Here is a 17,301-nt window from a genome sequence, read left to right on the forward strand (position 1 = left end):
GTGTGGCCACAGGTCAGTTAACCAATTAAAGAGGAACAGTTTGAACATAGATACGCGTGAAATTAGCCTTGAGCCCGCAGACAACGCTCGCCTGCTGAGCCTGTGCGGGCCGTTTGATGACAATATCAAACAACTGGAGCGACGTCTGGGTATCGAAATCAATCGTCGCGATAACCATTTCAAACTCACCGGACGCCCAATCTGCGTTAACGCCGCGGCAGATATTCTCCGCAGCCTGTATGTTGATACCGCCCCGATGCGCGGTGAGATCCAGGATATTGAACCTGAACAGATCCACCTGGCCATCAAAGAGGCGCGCGTGCTTGAGCAGAGCGCGGAGAGCGTGCCGGACTATGGCAAAGCCATCAACATCAAAACTAAACGCGGCGTGATTAAGCCTCGTACCCCGAACCAGGCGCAGTACATCGCCAATATTCTCGACCATGACATCACCTTCGGCGTGGGCCCGGCGGGTACGGGTAAAACCTATCTGGCCGTTGCTGCTGCGGTCGATGCGCTTGAGCGTCAGGAGATCCGCCGTATCCTGCTGACCCGCCCTGCTGTTGAAGCCGGTGAAAAACTGGGCTTCCTGCCGGGCGATCTGAGCCAGAAGGTCGACCCGTATCTGCGCCCGCTGTATGACGCGCTGTTCGAAATGCTCGGCTTCGAGAAAGTTGAAAAGCTCATCGAGCGTAACGTGATTGAAGTGGCCCCGCTGGCCTACATGCGTGGCCGTACGCTTAACGACGCGTTCATCATTCTGGATGAGAGCCAGAACACCACTATCGAACAGATGAAGATGTTCCTGACGCGTATTGGCTTTAACTCGAAAGCGGTTATCACCGGTGACGTCACCCAGATTGACCTGCCGCGTAACACCAAATCGGGTCTGCGTCACGCCATCGAAGTCCTGGCCGAGGTAGAGGAAATCAGCTTCAACTTCTTCCACAGTGAAGACGTGGTACGCCATCCGGTGGTCGCGCGTATCGTTAACGCTTATGAGGCCTGGGAAGAGGCAGATCAGAAGCGCAGGGCCGAACTGGCCGCAGAACGTAAGCGCGAAGCGCAGGAGCATGAACAGAAATGAGTCAGGTGATCCTCGATTTACAGCTGGCCTGTGAAGATAATTCCGGCATGCCAGAAGAGGCACAGTTTCAGAAATGGCTGGATGCCGTTATCCCCCAGTTTCAGGAAGAATCAGAGGTCACGATTCGCCTGGTGGATGAAGCAGAAAGCCATGAGCTCAACCTGACCTACCGCGGGAAAGATAAGCCGACCAACGTGCTCTCTTTCCCGTTCGAAGCCCCTCCGGGCATTGAGATGCCGCTGCTGGGCGATCTGATCATCTGCCGTCAGGTGGTTGAGCAGGAAGCCAAAGAGCAGCAAAAGCCGCTGGAAGCGCACTGGGCACACATGGTGGTGCACGGTAGCCTGCATCTTCTGGGTTACGACCATATTGAAGATGACGAAGCGGAAGAGATGGAATCCCTCGAGACAGAGATAATGCTTGCTCTGGGCTATGAGGATCCGTACATTGCCGAGAAAGAATAGTCAGTCACTGACTACCATGCCGCCGCGCAGGGACATAGCGCGGCGGTTAACGTTGAACTAACAAGAGAACCCTTAACAAACGCCATGAGCGACGACAATTCACACAGTAGCGACACGACAACCACTAAAAAGGGATTTTTCTCCCTCATTCTGAACCAGCTTTTCCACGGCGAACCGAAAAACCGTGATGAACTGCTGGAGCTGATTCGTGATTCCGGGCAGAACGACCTTATCGACGAAGATACGCGCGAAATGCTCGAAGGGGTGATGGACATCGCCGACCAGCGCGTCCGCGACATCATGATCCCCCGCTCGCAGATGATTACCCTGAAACGCAACCAGACGCTGGACGAGTGCCTCGATGTGATTATCGAATCGGCTCACTCACGTTTCCCGGTCATCAGCGAAGATAAAGATCACATTGAAGGGATTTTGATGGCGAAAGATCTGCTGCCGTTTATGCGCAGCGATGCCGAAGCCTTCAGTATGGAAAAGGTGTTACGCCCGGCCGTGGTTGTGCCGGAAAGTAAGCGTGTGGATCGGATGCTGAAGGAGTTTCGCTCCCAGCGCTATCACATGGCGATTGTTATTGATGAATTTGGTGGCGTTTCCGGTCTGGTCACAATCGAAGACATCCTTGAGCTGATCGTGGGCGAAATCGAAGATGAGTATGACGAAGAAGAGGATATCGACTTCCGTCAGCTGAGCCGCCACACCTGGACCGTGCGCGCGCTGGCCTCCATTGAAGACTTCAACGATACCTTTGGCACCAGCTTCAGCGATGAAGAAGTGGACACCATTGGTGGTCTGGTGATGCAGGCCTTCGGCCATCTTCCGGCCCGCGGTGAAACCGTTGACATCGATGGTTACCAGTTCAAGGTCGCAATGGCTGACAGCCGACGTATTATTCAGGTTCACGTCAGAATGCCGGACGACTCACCGGTGCCAAAACTGGAAGATTAATGTAAATGGCATTTGCCCCACTCTTTGAACGCCAGCGCGTCCGTTTGCTGCTGGCGCTGTTACTCGGAGCCAGCGGTACGCTGGCTTTTTCTCCTTACGATATCTGGCCAGCCGCTATTCTCTCCCTGATGGGGCTACAGGGGCTTACCCTGAACCGTCGTCCGGTACAGGCCGCGGCCATCGGCTACTTCTGGGGGCTGGGACTGTTTGGCTCTGGTATCAACTGGGTCTACGTCAGTATCGCGCAATTTGGCGGAATGCCGGGGCCGGTTAACGTCTTCCTGGTTGTGCTGCTCGCCGCCTATCTTTCGCTCTACACTGGCCTGTTCGCGGGCATCCTGTCTCGCCTGTGGCCAAAAACGACCTGGCTGCGCGTGGCGATAGCGGCACCCGTTGTCTGGCAAATCACCGAATTTCTGCGCGGCTGGGTACTGACCGGCTTCCCGTGGTTGCAGTTCGGCTATAGCCAGGTAGACGGCCCGCTGAAAGGCCTGGCCCCGGTCATGGGCGTGGAAGCCATCAACTTCCTGTTGATGATCGTCAGCGGCCTGCTGGTGCTGGCCCTGGTGACACGTAACTGGAAGCCGCTGGTTGCCGCGTTAATCCTGTTTGCCCTGCCCTTCCCGCTGCGTTATATCCAGTGGTTTACGCTGGAGCCCGCGCGCGCCACGCAGGTTTCTCTGGTCCAGGGCGATATCCCGCAGTCCCTGAAATGGGATGAGAATCAGCTGCTGAACACGCTGAAAATCTACGCCAACGCCACTGAAAAGGTGATGGGCAAATCGCAGCTCATCATCTGGCCTGAGTCTGCGATCCCAGACCTGGAGATCAATCAGCAGCCCTTCCTGAAGATGATGGACGATCTGCTGCGCGCACGCGGCAGTACGCTGATCACCGGAATTGTGGATGCGCGTCTCAATCAGCAGAACCGCTATGACACGTACAACACGATCATTACGCTCGGTAAGGGCAGCGAATACAGCTATACCTCCACCAATCGTTACAACAAAAACCACCTTGTACCGTTTGGCGAATTTGTTCCGCTGGAGTCTATTCTGCGCCCACTGGCACCGTTCTTTGATTTGCCGATGTCCTCATTCAGCCGGGGCCCTTACGTTCAGCCGCAGCTGCATGCGCACGGTTTTGCCCTGACGGCCGCCATTTGCTACGAGATTATCCTCGGCGAGCAGGTGCGCGATAATTTCCGCCCGGACACCGACTATCTGCTGACCATCTCAAACGATGCGTGGTTCGGTAAATCGATTGGTCCGTGGCAGCACTTCCAGATGGCGCGAATGCGTTCTCTGGAGCTGGCGCGTCCGTTGCTGCGCAGCACCAATAACGGCATTACCGCCGTGATTGGTCCGCAGGGTGAAATCCAGGCCATGATCCCGCAATTTACCCGTGAGGTGCTGACTACTAACGTCACGCCAACTACCGGGCTCACCCCTTACGCGCGCACCGGGAACTGGCCGCTGTGGATTTTGACCGTGCTGTTCGGCTTTGGCGCAGTGCTGATGAGCCTGCGTCAGCGTCGTAAATAACCTTATCTTCTGTTGCCGGGTGGCGGCTACGCCTTACCCGGCCTGCTCTCCGGCGCCGGCGCCGCCCGACAATTTCTTCCCAAACTTCAATTCTGGCACGCCTGTTGCTTTGTTTAATTACATCAACGCTGTCTGGCTTAACGTGCAGCCTTGTCGCACCAGCGTAGATCATCGGTAGCACCGAAACGGTGCAACGAGGGATTATTGCCTCTGAATGGTGCGGCGCGCTTCGCAAAAATAAACAATAACGCAGCAAAATCTTTACATTAAGCCAGACTAAATGTTAACAAGCTTGCATAACACTGCACTCGCATTGCGCGAGATATAACAACATCACAATGGGTATCTATGCGTCACTGGCGCTGATAAGAAAGGAGTTGGGTATGCAATTACGTAAACTGGCCACAGCAATGCTGGTTATGGGAATGTCTGCGGGGGTTGTCCACGCTGAAGACGCTCCGGCAGCAGGAAGCACTCTCGACAAGATTGCCAAAAACGGCGTGATCGTGGTCGGCCACCGTGAATCTTCTGTCCCGTTCTCTTACTACGACAACACGCAAAAAGTCGTGGGCTATTCACAGGATTACTCCAACGCCATCGTTGAAGCCGTGAAGAAAAAGCTGAACAAACCTGACCTGCAAGTGAAGCTGATCCCCATCACTTCACAGAACCGTATTCCTCTGCTGCAAAACGGCACATTTGATTTTGAATGTGGCTCAACCACCAACAACCTTGAGCGTCAGAAACAGGCTGCTTTCTCGGACACCATCTTCGTTGTGGGCACCCGCCTGCTGACGAAGAAAGGCGGCGACATCAAAGATTTTGCTGACCTGAAAGGCAAAGCGGTTGTCGTGACCTCCGGTACCACGTCCGAAGTGCTGCTGCACAAGCTGAACGACGAGAAGAAAATGGACATGCGCATCATCAGCGCGAAAGACCATGGCGACTCCTTCCGTACCCTGGAAAGCGGCCGTGCCGTCGCGTTTATGATGGATGACGCTCTGCTGGCAGGCGAGCGCGCCAAGGCGAAGAAACCAGACAACTGGGAAATCGTCGGTACCGCCCAGTCGAAAGAAGCCTACGGCTGTATGCTGCGTAAAGGTGACGAGGACTTCAAGAAACTGATCGATGACACCATCGCTCAGGCGCAAACCTCCGGCGAAGCGGCAAAATGGTTCGACAAATGGTTCAAGAACCCAATTCCACCAAAAAACCTGAACATGAACTTTGAACTGTCTGACGACATGAAAGCGCTGTTCAAATCACCAAACGACAAAGCTCTTAACTAATTAGAACGACAGGGGCGGGATCTCCTGCCCTCTCGATTGTCGGGAAGCATGGACAGACTATACGTTGAGTGGTCGTTCCCCACTCAGCGCAAAAATTGAGCTTCTCACCAATCTTCGAGGGTAGCGCTGCTACCCTTTTTTTTCTGGAGTTTACTATGTCAATTGACTGGAACTGGGGCATCTTTCTGCAACAAGCCCCGTTCGGCAACACCACCTATCTCGGCTGGCTGTGGAGCGGCTTTCAGGTTACCGTTGCGTTATCGATAACGGCGTGGATTATCGCGTTTCTTGTCGGTTCGCTGTTCGGTATTCTGCGTACCGTCCCTAACCGTTTTCTCTCTTCAATTGGCACGCTCTATGTGGAACTGTTCCGTAACGTTCCGCTGATCGTGCAGTTCTTTACCTGGTATCTGGTGATCCCGGAACTGCTGCCGGAAGATCTCGGCATGTGGTTTAAGGCCGAGCTGGATCCTAACGTACAATTTTTTGTCTCCTCTATGCTGTGTCTGGGGCTGTTCACCGCTGCGCGCGTCTGCGAGCAGGTACGTGCCGCCATACAGTCACTGCCGCGCGGGCAAAAGAATGCGGCACTGGCGATGGGCCTGACTCTGCCTCAGGCCTACCGTTACGTACTGCTGCCGAACGCTTACCGCGTCATCGTTCCGCCGATGACCTCCGAGATGATGAACCTGGTAAAAAACTCGGCTATCGCCTCAACCATTGGTCTGGTAGATATGGCGGCGCAGGCGGGCAAACTGCTGGATTATTCCGCTCACGCATGGGAATCCTTCACGGCGATCACGCTCGCCTATGTTCTGATTAACGCATTCATCATGCTGGTGATGAACCTGGTTGAACGCAAAGTACGCCTGCCGGGCAATCTGGGGGGCAAATAAATGTACGATTTTGACTGGAGTTCCATTGTTCCCTCCATGCCCTATCTGCTGGATGGACTGGCAATCACCTTAAAGATCACCGTTATCGCCATTATCGTCGGTATTGTCTGGGGCACCCTGCTGGCTGTGATGCGCCTGTCGAGCTTTAAGCCGCTCGCCTGGTTTGCCACGGCTTACGTTAACGTGTTCCGCTCCATTCCACTGGTCATGGTGCTGCTGTGGTTTTATCTGATTGTTCCCGGCTTTTTACAGAACGTACTGGGACTGTCGCCAAAGACCGATATCCGCCTGATCTCTGCCATGGTGGCGTTTTCCATGTTTGAAGCCGCCTACTACTCAGAGATCATCCGCGCCGGTATTCAGAGTATCTCGCGCGGGCAGTCCAGCGCTGCGCTGGCGCTCGGTATGACGCACTGGCAGTCTATGAAGCTCATTATTCTGCCGCAGGCGTTTCGCGCTATGGTTCCGCTGCTGCTGACGCAGGGCATCGTCCTGTTCCAGGATACCTCCCTGGTCTACGTGCTGAGTCTGGCAGACTTCTTCCGTACCGCCTCCACCATTGGCGAACGTGACGGAACGCAGGTTGAGATGATCCTCTTCGCGGGCGGGGTCTATTTTGTGATTAGTTTAAGCGCATCGCTGTTGGTCAGCTGGCTGAAGAAAAGGACGGTATAATGATTTCCCTGAAAAATGTTTCTAAATGGTATGGGCACTTTCAGGTGCTGACCGACTGCTCAACAGAAGTGAAAAAAGGCGATGTGGTGGTGGTATGCGGTCCGTCCGGTTCCGGTAAGTCCACGCTTATCAAAACCGTTAATGGGCTGGAACCTGTCCAGCAGGGCGAGATTGTCGTTAACGGCACCAAAGTGAATGACCGCAAAACCAACCTTGCCCAGCTTCGCTCCCACGTAGGGATGGTGTTCCAGCATTTTGAGCTGTTCCCTCACCTCTCCATCATTGAGAACCTGACGCTGGCGCAGGTGAAAGTGCTGAAGCGCGACAAAAAAGCGGCGCGCGAAAAGGGGCTGAAGTTGCTGGAACGCGTCGGGCTGTCTGCACATGCGGATAAGTTCCCGGCGCAGCTTTCGGGCGGCCAACAGCAGCGTGTGGCAATCGCGCGTGCGCTGTGCATGGATCCGGTGGCTATGCTGTTTGATGAGCCGACGTCCGCGCTCGATCCTGAGATGATCAACGAAGTACTGGACGTCATGGTGGAGCTGGCGCACGAAGGGATGACCATGATGGTGGTGACGCACGAAATGGGCTTCGCCCGTAAAGTGGCCAACCGCGTGATCTTCATGGATGAAGGGAAAATTGTTGAAGACTCACCAAAAGAAGAGTTCTTCGCAAATCCTAAATCTGAACGTGCAAAAGACTTCCTCGCCAAAATCCTGCATTAATCTTTTTAGTGCGCAATCTGCGGATTGCGCACTGCTTCACGATTTAGATCTCTTTTTCTATTCGGCTTCACATCACAGCGTTAACCTTGTCACAAATAATGCTGAGAATGGAGAACGCTATGGCACAGCCAATTATTCTCGACTGCGATCCGGGTCATGATGACGCGATCGCACTCGTCCTTGCTCTTGCTTCCCCTGAACTGGACGTAAAAGCTGTCACCTCCTCCGCCGGAAACCAGACGCCGGATAAAACCTTGCGAAACGTGTTGCGCATGTTGACGCTGCTGAAACGCACCGATATTCCTGTCGCAGGTGGCGCCGTTAAGCCGCTGATGCGCGAGCTGATCATTGCGGATAACGTTCACGGTGAAAGTGGGCTGGACGGTCCGGCGCTGCCGGAGCCGGATTTCGCACCGCAAAACTGCACTGCCGTCGAGCTCATGGCGAAGGTGCTGCGTGAGAGCGCAGAGCCCGTGACGCTGGTGGCGACCGGCCCGCAGACCAACGTTGCGCTGCTGCTGAACAGCCATCCTGAACTGCACAGCAACATCGCCCGTATCGTCATCATGGGCGGGGCAATGGGGCTGGGGAACTGGACGCCAGCAGCAGAGTTCAACATCTTCGTTGACCCGGAAGCCGCGGAAATAGTCTTCCAGTCGGGCCTGCCGATTGTGATGGCGGGGCTGGACGTTACCCACCGCGCACAAATTATGGCGCAGGACATCGAACGATTCCGTTCTGTGGACAACCCGGTTGCAACGACCGTGGCAGAGCTGCTCGACTTCTTTATGGAGTATCACAAAGCCGAGAAGTGGGGCTTCCACGGCGCCCCGCTGCATGACCCATGCACCATCGCCTGGCTGCTGAAGCCGGAAATGTTTACCACGGTCGAGCGTTGGGTTGGTGTGGAAACACAGGGGAAATATACCCAGGGAATGACGGTGGTGGACTATTACTCGCTAACGGGAAACAAGCCGAATACCACGGTGATGGTGGATATCGATCGGGAAGCGTTTGTGGATTTGCTGGCGGAGCGGCTGGCTTATTATTCTGCGGCCTGATGCCCTCACCCCGACCCTCTCCCACAGGGAGAGGGTGCAAACAGTTTTGCTTTTACCTACGGCTCAAACGGCCGACGCTGGAACTGGTCGTGCCCGCACTTCGGACACAGCGACAACATCTCCGGCGTATAAACGGCGATATGGTGGTGGCACTTCTCACACACCAGGTTCCCCAACCCCACTACTTCGCCGCTGTGATAGACACCGTGGTGGTTTAAATCCTGAAACACCTCACGCCATTCCAGCTGAGTTTTATCGGTAATATCCGCCAGCTCCTGCCACAGGCTCTCTTTGATGACCCGCATAAAAACGCTGTCGGCGATCTCGTCCTGGCTCTCTTCATAGCTTCGCGCGAACTCCTCCAGGTCACGGCGCACGGCGCGCGTCACCTCTTCCACTTCGGTTCGCGTTAACTCACCCGTTTGCGTCACGCGTGCGCGTGCCTGTTCGACCAGCGCGTCGATATCACGCTCGCCGTTACGCAGCCGTTCCGTCAGAGTCGCTACCAGTTCACGGTAAAATTGAGCAACCTTGTTCATCATTTTGCCTCCCGGGTAAGTAACTGTCTCTAATAATAGACCTTATTTCGCCGCCGCTTTGTCAGGTGAAGCACAGACCCGGTAAATTCCTGCAAAGTGCATTTGCGTGAAAGGCTGTTTTGACGCGGGCGTTTGGGCTATGCTATGCGGATCTGAATTACCACATCCATTGGCTACATTTGTAGCTGTATTGAACACAGGACCACTGGCTGCCATGCAAGAGCAATACCGCCCGGAAGAGATAGAATCAAAAGTCCAGCAACACTGGGACGAGAAGCGCACCTTTGAAGTAACCGAAGACGAGAGCAAAGAGAAGTATTACTGCCTGTCGATGCTTCCCTATCCTTCTGGTCGACTACACATGGGCCACGTGCGTAACTACACCATCGGTGACGTGATTGCACGCTACCAGCGCATGCTGGGCAAAAACGTTCTTCAGCCTATCGGCTGGGATGCGTTCGGCCTGCCTGCTGAAGGCGCGGCGGTGAAAAACAACACGGCACCGGCTCCGTGGACGTACGACAACATCGCGTACATGAAAAACCAGCTGAAAATGCTGGGCTTCGGCTATGACTGGAGCCGCGAGCTGGCAACCTGTACCCCGGAATACTACCGCTGGGAGCAGAAGTTCTTCACCGAGCTGTATAAAAAAGGCCTGGTGTACAAGAAGACCTCTGCCGTTAACTGGTGCCCAAATGACCAGACCGTTCTCGCGAACGAACAGGTTATCGATGGCTGCTGCTGGCGCTGCGACACCAAAGTAGAGCGTAAAGAGATCCCGCAGTGGTTTATCAAAATCACCGCCTACGCTGACGAACTGCTGAACGATCTGGACAATCTGGACCACTGGCCAGATACCGTTAAGACCATGCAGCGCAACTGGATCGGCCGTTCCGAAGGTGTGGAAATTACCTTCAACGTTGAGAACTACGATCAGACCCTGACCGTCTACACCACCCGCCCGGACACCTTCATGGGCGCGACCTACCTGGCCGTGGCCGCAGGTCACCCGCTGGCGCAGAAAGCGGCAGAAAACAATCCAGAACTGGCGACCTTTATCGACGAATGCCGCAACACGAAAGTGGCCGAAGCCGACATGGCGACGATGGAGAAAAAAGGCGTTGATACCGGCTTCAAAGCGATCCACCCGCTGACGGGCGAAGCGATCCCTGTCTGGGCCGCCAACTTCGTACTGATGGAATACGGCACAGGCGCCGTGATGGCCGTGCCGGGTCACGACCAGCGCGACTACGAATTTGCCACCAAATACGGCCTGACCATCAAGCCTGTTATTCTTGCTGCTGACGGTTCTGAACCCGATCTCTCTGAGCAAGCGCTGACTGAAAAAGGCACCCTGTTTAACTCCGGTGAGTTCAGCGGCCTGAGCTTTGAAGAGGGCTTCAACGCCATCGCCGACAAGCTGGCCTCCCTGGGCGTGGGCGAGCGTAAAGTGAACTACCGTCTGCGCGACTGGGGCGTTTCCCGTCAGCGTTACTGGGGTGCGCCAATCCCAATGGTGACGCTGGAAGATGGTACCGTGATGCCAACGCCGGAAGATCAGCTGCCGGTGATCCTGCCGGAAGACGTGGTCATGGACGGCATCACCAGCCCGATCAAAGCCGATCCTGAGTGGGCGAAAACCACCGTCAACGGTCAGCCAGCGCTGCGTGAAACCGACACCTTTGACACCTTTATGGAATCCTCCTGGTACTATGCGCGCTACACCTGCCCGCAGTACAAAGAAGGCATGCTGGATTCTGATGCAGCAAACTACTGGCTGCCGGTAGACATTTACATCGGTGGCATTGAACACGCCATCATGCACCTGCTCTACTTCCGCTTCTTCCACAAACTGATGCGTGACGCAGGCCTGGTCAACTCCGACGAGCCGGCAAAACAGCTGCTGTGTCAGGGTATGGTGCTGGCAGATGCGTTCTACTACGTTGGCGCGAACGGCGAGCGTAACTGGGTTTCTCCGGTTGATGCGATTGTCGAGCGCGACGAGAAAGGCCGTATCGTGAAGGCGAAAGACGCTGAAGGTCATGAACTGGTTTATACCGGCATGAGCAAGATGTCCAAGTCTAAAAATAACGGCATCGACCCGCAGGTGATGGTTGAGCGTTATGGTGCGGATACCGTGCGTCTGTTCATGATGTTCGCCTCCCCGGCAGATATGACCCTTGAGTGGCAGGAATCCGGCGTTGAAGGGGCCAACCGCTTCCTGAAGCGCGTCTGGAAACTGGTTTACGAGCACACCTCTCAGGGCGATGCGCCAGCGCTGAACGTAGCTGCACTGACTGAAGATCAACAGGCGCTGCGTCGTGATGTTCATAAAACCATTGCGAAAGTCACCGATGATATTGGTCGTCGTCAGACCTTCAATACCGCAATTGCGGCTATTATGGAACTGATGAACAAGCTGGCGAAAGCCCCGCAGGATGGCGAGCAGGATCGCGCGTTAATGCGTGAAGCGCTGCTGGCGGTCGTTCGCATGCTGAACCCGTTCACGCCGCACGTTAGCTTTACCCTGTGGCAGGAGCTGAAAGGCGAAGGCGATATCGACAATGCGCCGTGGCCAGTGGCGGATGAATCCGCTATGGTGGAAAACACCACGCTGGTGGTGGTGCAGGTTAACGGTAAAGTGCGCGGTAAAATTACCGTCGCGGTCGACGCAACCGAAGAACAGGTTCGCGAGCGCGCAGGCCAGGAGCATCTGGTCGCGAAATACCTTGAGGGCGTTACCGTACGTAAAGTGATCTACGTACCTGGTAAACTGCTGAATCTGGTCGTTGGCTAAGCGCGGGAGGAAACGTGCGACAACTGGCAACAATACTCTTATCTCTGGCGGTGCTTGTCACCGCTGGCTGCGGCTGGCACCTGCGCAACACCACGGCAGTGCCTGCGCAGATGAAAACGATGATCTTCGACTCATCCGATCCGAACGGACCGCTGAGCCGGGCCATTCGTAACCAGCTGCGTTTGAACGATGTTAAGCTGATCGAGAAGGGAACCCTGCGTCAGGATGTTCCTTCGCTTCGCGTTCTGAAATCAACGCTGTCACAAGATACGGCCTCGATCTTCCAGGATGGGCGGACGGCGGAATATCAGATGGTGCTTACCGTTGATGCGGCCGTCTTGATGCCAGGTAAAGATATTTACCCTATCAATACCAAAGTCTACCGCTCGTTCTTCGATAACCCGCAGACGGCGCTGGCAAAAGACGCCGAACAGCAGATTATCATCAAGGAAATGTATGATAAGGCCGCGGAACAGCTGATCCGCAGGCTGCCTGCCATTGCCGCGTCGACGAAAAAAGGCGCTGACGTTATCGAAACACCGGATGCCAGCACGCCGGATATGCCAACGTCTCTGGGTAACTGATGATCAGGTTGTATCCTGAACAACTCCGCGCGCAGCTCAACGAAGGGCTGCGCGCGGCCTATCTGCTACTCGGCAACGACCCCCTGTTACTACAGGAAAGCCTTGATGCGGTTCGCCATGCGGCAGCCGCGCAGGGTTTCGATGAGCATCATACGTTCCAGATCGATAACAGTACCGACTGGAACGCTATCTTCTCGCTTTGTCAGGCCATGAGCCTGTTTGCCTCTCGTCAGACAATCCAGATCCTGCTGCCTGAGAATGGTCCTAACGCTGCCATCAATGAACAGCTGGCTATGCTGGTGAGTTTGTTACACGGCGATCTGCTGCTTATCGTACGCGGCAACAAACTCACAAAAGCGCAGGAAAACGCTGCCTGGTTTACCCGGCTAACCCCCAGTGCGGTGCTTGTCTCCTGCCAGACTCCAGAGCAGGCGCATCTGCCAAAATGGGTTGCCGCGCGAGCAAAGCAGCACAATTTGCAGCTGGATGAGGCCGCCAGTCAGCTCCTGTGCTACTGCTACGAAGGCAACCTTCTGGCACTGGCGCAGGCGCTGGACAGGCTCGCCCTGCTGTGGCCCGATGGCAAGCTGACGCTGCCGCGCGTGGAACAGGCGGTGAATGATGCCGCGCACTTTACCCCCTTCCACTGGGTTGATGCGCTGCTGTCGGCGAAAAGTAAACGTGCTCTGCACATCCTGCAACAGCTGCGCCTGGAAGGGAGTGAGCCGGTCATCCTTCTCCGTACGCTCCAGCGCGAATTACTGCTGCTGAACAACCTTAAACGCCAGTCAGCACACACGCCCCTGCGCGCCTTATTCGACAAACATCGCGTCTGGCAAAACCGTCGGGCGATGACCACGGAGGCGATAAACCGCCTGAGCCAGAAGCAGTTGCGTCAGGCAGTGCAACTTCTGATGCGCGCCGAACTGACGTTAAAACAGGATTACGGTCAGTCTGTCTGGGCGGAGCTGGAGAGTCTCTCTTTGCTGCTCTGCCATAAGGCGCTGGCAGACGTATTTATCGATGGGTGATATGCATTCTTTACAGGCAATGTATGGCGGGACCTTCGACCCGGTACACTATGGGCATCTTAAGCCGGTAGAAATCCTCGCGAATTTGATTGGGTTGCAGCGGGTAATCATCATGCCCAACAATGTTCCGCCGCACCGTCCTCAGCCAGAAGCAACCAGCGAGCAGCGTAAAGCGATGCTCGCGCTGGCTATCGCCGATAAGCCTCTCTTCACGCTGGATGAGCGTGAACTGCGCAGGGATACCCCTTCCTGGACATCGCAAACGCTGCGGGAGTGGCGCGCTGAGCAGGGGCCCATGAAACCGCTGGCGTTTATCATCGGCCAGGATTCCTTGCTCAACTTTCCCAGCTGGTACCAGTACGAAACCATTCTGGAAAACAGTCATCTGCTGGTCTGCCGCCGTCCGGGCTACCCGCTGACCATGCGCGACGCGCAGCATCAGCAGTGGCTTGACGCACATCTGACGGACAATATAGAAGACCTGCACAGTCTCCCCGCCGGGAAAATTTACCTCGCTGAAACGCCGTGGTTTGATATTTCCGCGACCCTCATCCGCGAGCGTCTCCAGCAGGGTTTAGACTGTGACGATCTCCTCCCCTCGCCCGTGCTGGCCTATATCCATGCGCACGGTCTGTATCAGAAAAGTACAGATGTCTGAGCATCGCCGGCGAAATTGTCCGTTAATGATTATCCTGCCTTGACAGGCTAAGCCATACTGATATCCTCCGCTGCCAGACTTTCCCGCCGATCGCTGCTTTACAGAAATTGTTTTACAAAAATGGCGATGCAATCTCAGGCGGAGGGTGGGATGATACCCGCCTTCAAAAGCCGGGCGGTGACATTTGTCCCGCGACTGGCGTCAGTTCAGGTATACTGACTGGCCACGAATTCATAGTTGTACAATCTTATTCACCCAGGGGGAAAACTTGCAGGGTAAAGCACTCCAGGATTTTGTTATCGACAAAATTGATGACCTGAAAGGTCAGGACATCATCGCTATCGACGTTAAGGGTAAATCCAGCATCACCGACTGCATGATCATCTGCACCGGCACCTCAACTCGTCACGTTGTTTCGATTGCTGACCATGTTGTTCAGGAATCGCGCGCGGCAGGGCTGCTTCCGCTGGGCGTTGAAGGTGAAGCGACCGCTGACTGGGTGGTTGTCGATCTCGGCGATGTGATTGTCCACGTCATGCAGGAAGAGAGTCGTCGCCTGTATGAGCTGGAAAAACTCTGGGGTTAATGCGTGAAGTTGCAACTGGTCGCCGTCGGCACCAAAATGCCGGACTGGGTACAAACCGGTTTTACTGAGTATCTGCGTCGTTTCCCAAAAGATATGCCGTTCGAACTGGTGGAGATCCCAGCAGGAAAGCGCGGCAAGAACGCAGATATCAAACGTATTCTCGATAAAGAGGGAGAGCTGATGCTGGCTGCCGCAGGCAAAAACCGCATCGTGACCCTCGATATCCCGGGCAAACCCTGGGATACGCCGCAGCTGGCGCACGAACTGGAGCGCTGGAAGCAGGATGGTCGGGACGTCAGTCTGTTGATTGGCGGACCAGAGGGGTTATCTCCCGCCTGCAAAGCGGCAGCAGAACAAAGTTGGTCACTCTCGGCGCTGACGCTGCCCCACCCGCTTGTACGGGTTCTCGTGGCAGAAAGTTTGTATCGCGCATGGAGCATCACTACCAACCACCCTTATCACCGCGAGTAATGACTGACCAGGGTAATTTAAGCAGCGGATGAAACTACAGAATTCTTTTCGCGACTATACGGCTGAGTCCGCGCTGTTTGTGCGCCGGGCGCTGGTCGCCTTTACGGGGATTTTGCTGCTTACCGGCGTGCTGATCGCCAACCTCTATAATCTGCAAATTGTCCGCTATACCGATTACCAGACCCGCTCAAACGAAAACCGTATCAAGCTGGTGCCCATCGCGCCCAGCCGCGGCATTATCTACGATCGTAACGGCACGCCGCTGGCGCTTAATCGCACCATCTACCAGATAGAGATGATGCCCGAGAAAGTGGATAACGTGCAGGATACCCTGAACGCGCTGAGAAGCGTTGTCGACCTGACTGATGACGATATCGCTGCGTTCAAAAAAGAGCGCGCACGTTCTCACCGCTTCACCTCCATTCCGGTAAAAACCAACCTGACAGAAGTGCAGGTCGCCCGTTTTGCCGTTAACCAGTACCGTTTCCCCGGAGTGGAAGTCAAAGGCTATAAACGCCGCTACTATCCTTACGGCTCCGCGCTGACGCACGTCATTGGTTACGTCTCCAAAATCAACGATAAAGACGTCGAACGCCTTGATAAAGACGGCAAGCTGGCTAACTACGCCGCAACCCATGATATTGGCAAGCTGGGGATCGAACGTTATTACGAAGATGTGCTGCACGGTCAGACCGGGTATGAAGAGGTTGAAGTTAACAACCGTGGCCGCGTGATCCGTCAGCTGAAAGAGGTGCCCCCGCAGGCGGGGCATGACGTCTATCTGACGCTCGACCTGAAGCTACAGCAGTATATCGAGACGCTGCTGGCGGGTAGCCGTGCTGCGGTTATTGTGACCGACCCGCGTACCGGCGGCATTCTGGCGATGGTTTCGATGCCAAGCTACGATCCGAACCTCTTCGTGGATGGCATCTCCAGCAAGGATTACTCCGGCCTGCTCAACGATCCAAACACGCCGCTGGTAAACCGCGCGACGCAGGGGGTTTATCCTCCAGCTTCAACGGTTAAACCGTATGTCGCCGTGTCTGCGCTGAGCGCGGGCGTCATCACCCGTAATACCAGTCTGTTTGACCCCGGCTGGTGGCAGTTGCCTGGCTCTGAGAAACGCTACCGCGACTGGAAAAAATGGGGCCACGGCCATCTGAACGTGACCAAATCACTGGAGGAGTCGGCGGATACCTTCTTCTATCAGGTCGCCTACGACATGGGTATTGACCGTCTGTCTGAATGGATGAGCAAGTTCGGCTACGGGCATTATACCGGTATAGATTTGGCTGAAGAGCGTTCCGGCAACATGCCAACCCGCGAATGGAAGCTGAAGCGCTTTAAAAAACCCTGGTATCAGGGTGACACCATTCCGGTGGGGATCGGCCAGGGCTACTGGACGGCAACGCCGCTGCAAATGAACAAGGCGATGATGATCCTCATCAACGATGGCGTCGTGAAAGTGCCGCACCTGCTGCAAAGCACCGTTGAAGACGGCAAAAAAGTGCCATGGATACAGCCGCACGAGCCGCCGGTGGGTGACATTCATTCCGGATACTGGGAAATCGCGAAAGACGGCATGTACGGTGTAGCCAACCGCCCTAACGGGACGGCGCACAAATATTTCGCTGGCGCACCGTATAAGGTAGCCGCGAAATCAGGTACGGCTCAGGTCTTCGGTCTTAAAGCGAATGAAACTTACAACGCACATAAAATTGCCGAACGTCTGCGTGACCACAAGCTCATGACGGCGTTTGCCCCTTATGATAACCCGCAGGTTGCGGTGGCGATGATTCTGGAGAACGGCGGCGCAGGCCCGGCGGTGGGTACCATCATGCGTCAAATCCTCGACCACATCATGCTGGGTGACAACAACACCGAACTGCCAGCTGAAAACCCGGCAGCCGCTGCGGCGGAGGACCAATAAT

17 protein-coding genes are annotated in these 17,301 nt (G+C 55.3%); 16 read left to right on the forward strand and 1 reads right to left on the reverse strand.

Features of this window, described 5'->3' with window-relative positions; translation table 11 throughout:
- Positions 1-40 precede the first annotated feature (40 nt).
- From ACOTX4_RS04910 to rihA, 9 genes are all read left to right on the forward strand, one after another.
- Positions 41-1,087 (forward strand): PhoH family protein, encoded by a 1,047-nt coding sequence (locus tag ACOTX4_RS04910; RefSeq protein ID WP_003858674.1) that lies wholly within the window; start codon positions 41-43, stop codon positions 1,085-1,087.
- A complete protein-coding gene (ybeY, locus tag ACOTX4_RS04915; protein ID WP_003858677.1) occupies positions 1,084-1,551 on the forward strand; it encodes an rRNA maturation RNase YbeY in 468 nt (155 codons plus the stop codon). Before ACOTX4_RS04910 ends, ybeY begins: the two co-directional genes overlap by 4 nt.
- A gap of 84 nt (positions 1,552-1,635) precedes the next feature.
- Positions 1,636-2,514 (forward strand): CNNM family magnesium/cobalt transport protein CorC, encoded by an 879-nt coding sequence (gene corC, locus ACOTX4_RS04920; protein WP_003858679.1) that lies wholly within the window; start codon positions 1,636-1,638, stop codon positions 2,512-2,514.
- A gap of 5 nt (positions 2,515-2,519) precedes the next feature.
- On the forward strand, positions 2,520-4,058 hold the full coding sequence (gene lnt, locus ACOTX4_RS04925; protein ID WP_023315631.1) for an apolipoprotein N-acyltransferase: 1,539 nt from the start codon (positions 2,520-2,522) through the stop codon (positions 4,056-4,058).
- A gap of 383 nt (positions 4,059-4,441) precedes the next feature.
- A complete protein-coding gene (locus tag ACOTX4_RS04930) occupies positions 4,442-5,347 on the forward strand; it encodes an amino acid ABC transporter substrate-binding protein (protein WP_003858681.1) in 906 nt (301 codons plus the stop codon).
- A gap of 155 nt (positions 5,348-5,502) precedes the next feature.
- Entirely contained in the window at positions 5,503-6,243 is a 741-nt protein-coding gene (gltJ, locus tag ACOTX4_RS04935) for a glutamate/aspartate ABC transporter permease GltJ (RefSeq protein ID WP_015571133.1), read from the forward strand.
- The gene (gene gltK / locus ACOTX4_RS04940) at positions 6,244-6,918 is read left to right on the forward strand and encodes a glutamate/aspartate ABC transporter permease GltK (protein WP_003858686.1); all 675 of its coding nucleotides are present in this window, start codon (positions 6,244-6,246) and stop codon (positions 6,916-6,918) included. It abuts the gene before it with no gap.
- Positions 6,918-7,643 (forward strand): amino acid ABC transporter ATP-binding protein, encoded by a 726-nt coding sequence (locus tag ACOTX4_RS04945; protein WP_006809622.1) that lies wholly within the window; start codon positions 6,918-6,920, stop codon positions 7,641-7,643. The genes gltK and ACOTX4_RS04945 overlap by 1 nt, the downstream gene beginning before the upstream one ends.
- A gap of 119 nt (positions 7,644-7,762) precedes the next feature.
- Positions 7,763-8,704 carry a pyrimidine-specific ribonucleoside hydrolase RihA gene (gene rihA, locus ACOTX4_RS04950; RefSeq protein ID WP_032608859.1) on the forward strand — a complete coding sequence of 314 codons (942 nt, stop codon included), beginning with the start codon at positions 7,763-7,765 and terminating at the stop codon, positions 8,702-8,704.
- Between the two features lie 56 nt (positions 8,705-8,760).
- Here the strand turns inward: rihA and ACOTX4_RS04955 are convergent, their stop codons facing one another.
- Positions 8,761-9,243: a zinc ribbon-containing protein gene (locus tag ACOTX4_RS04955; RefSeq protein ID WP_045332456.1), complete on the reverse strand. Its 483-nt coding sequence runs from the start codon at positions 9,241-9,243 to the stop codon at positions 8,761-8,763.
- A 214-nt stretch (positions 9,244-9,457) separates the two neighbouring features.
- Here ACOTX4_RS04955 and leuS point away from each other — a divergent pair, with 214 nt between their 5' ends.
- From leuS to mrdA, 7 genes are all read left to right on the forward strand, one after another.
- Entirely contained in the window at positions 9,458-12,040 is a 2,583-nt protein-coding gene (leuS, locus tag ACOTX4_RS04960; protein WP_022650605.1) for a leucine--tRNA ligase, read from the forward strand.
- Between the two features lie 14 nt (positions 12,041-12,054).
- Positions 12,055-12,624: an LPS assembly lipoprotein LptE gene (gene lptE / locus ACOTX4_RS04965; protein WP_022650604.1), complete on the forward strand. Its 570-nt coding sequence runs from the start codon at positions 12,055-12,057 to the stop codon at positions 12,622-12,624.
- Positions 12,624-13,655 carry a DNA polymerase III subunit delta gene (gene holA / locus ACOTX4_RS04970; protein WP_032608858.1) on the forward strand — a complete coding sequence of 344 codons (1,032 nt, stop codon included), beginning with the start codon at positions 12,624-12,626 and terminating at the stop codon, positions 13,653-13,655. Before lptE ends, holA begins: the two co-directional genes overlap by 1 nt.
- Complete coding sequence (gene nadD, locus ACOTX4_RS04975; protein WP_003858694.1) at positions 13,648-14,313, forward strand: nicotinate-nucleotide adenylyltransferase; 666 nt, start codon at positions 13,648-13,650, stop codon at positions 14,311-14,313. The genes holA and nadD overlap by 8 nt, the downstream gene beginning before the upstream one ends.
- Before the next feature lie 268 nt (positions 14,314-14,581).
- Positions 14,582-14,899: a ribosome silencing factor gene (gene rsfS / locus ACOTX4_RS04980; RefSeq protein ID WP_003858696.1), complete on the forward strand. Its 318-nt coding sequence runs from the start codon at positions 14,582-14,584 to the stop codon at positions 14,897-14,899.
- A 3-nt stretch (positions 14,900-14,902) separates the two neighbouring features.
- Positions 14,903-15,370 carry a 23S rRNA (pseudouridine(1915)-N(3))-methyltransferase RlmH gene (rlmH, locus tag ACOTX4_RS04985; RefSeq protein ID WP_003858701.1) on the forward strand — a complete coding sequence of 156 codons (468 nt, stop codon included), beginning with the start codon at positions 14,903-14,905 and terminating at the stop codon, positions 15,368-15,370.
- Between the two features lie 28 nt (positions 15,371-15,398).
- Positions 15,399-17,300 (forward strand): peptidoglycan DD-transpeptidase MrdA, encoded by a 1,902-nt coding sequence (gene mrdA, locus ACOTX4_RS04990; protein ID WP_015571138.1) that lies wholly within the window; start codon positions 15,399-15,401, stop codon positions 17,298-17,300.
- Position 17,301 lies beyond the last annotated feature (1 nt).

Origin of the sequence: Enterobacter cloacae complex sp. IR5459 (assembly GCF_049238005.1) — a bacterium.
Classification (GTDB): Bacteria; Pseudomonadota; Gammaproteobacteria; order Enterobacterales; family Enterobacteriaceae; genus Enterobacter; species Enterobacter hormaechei_C.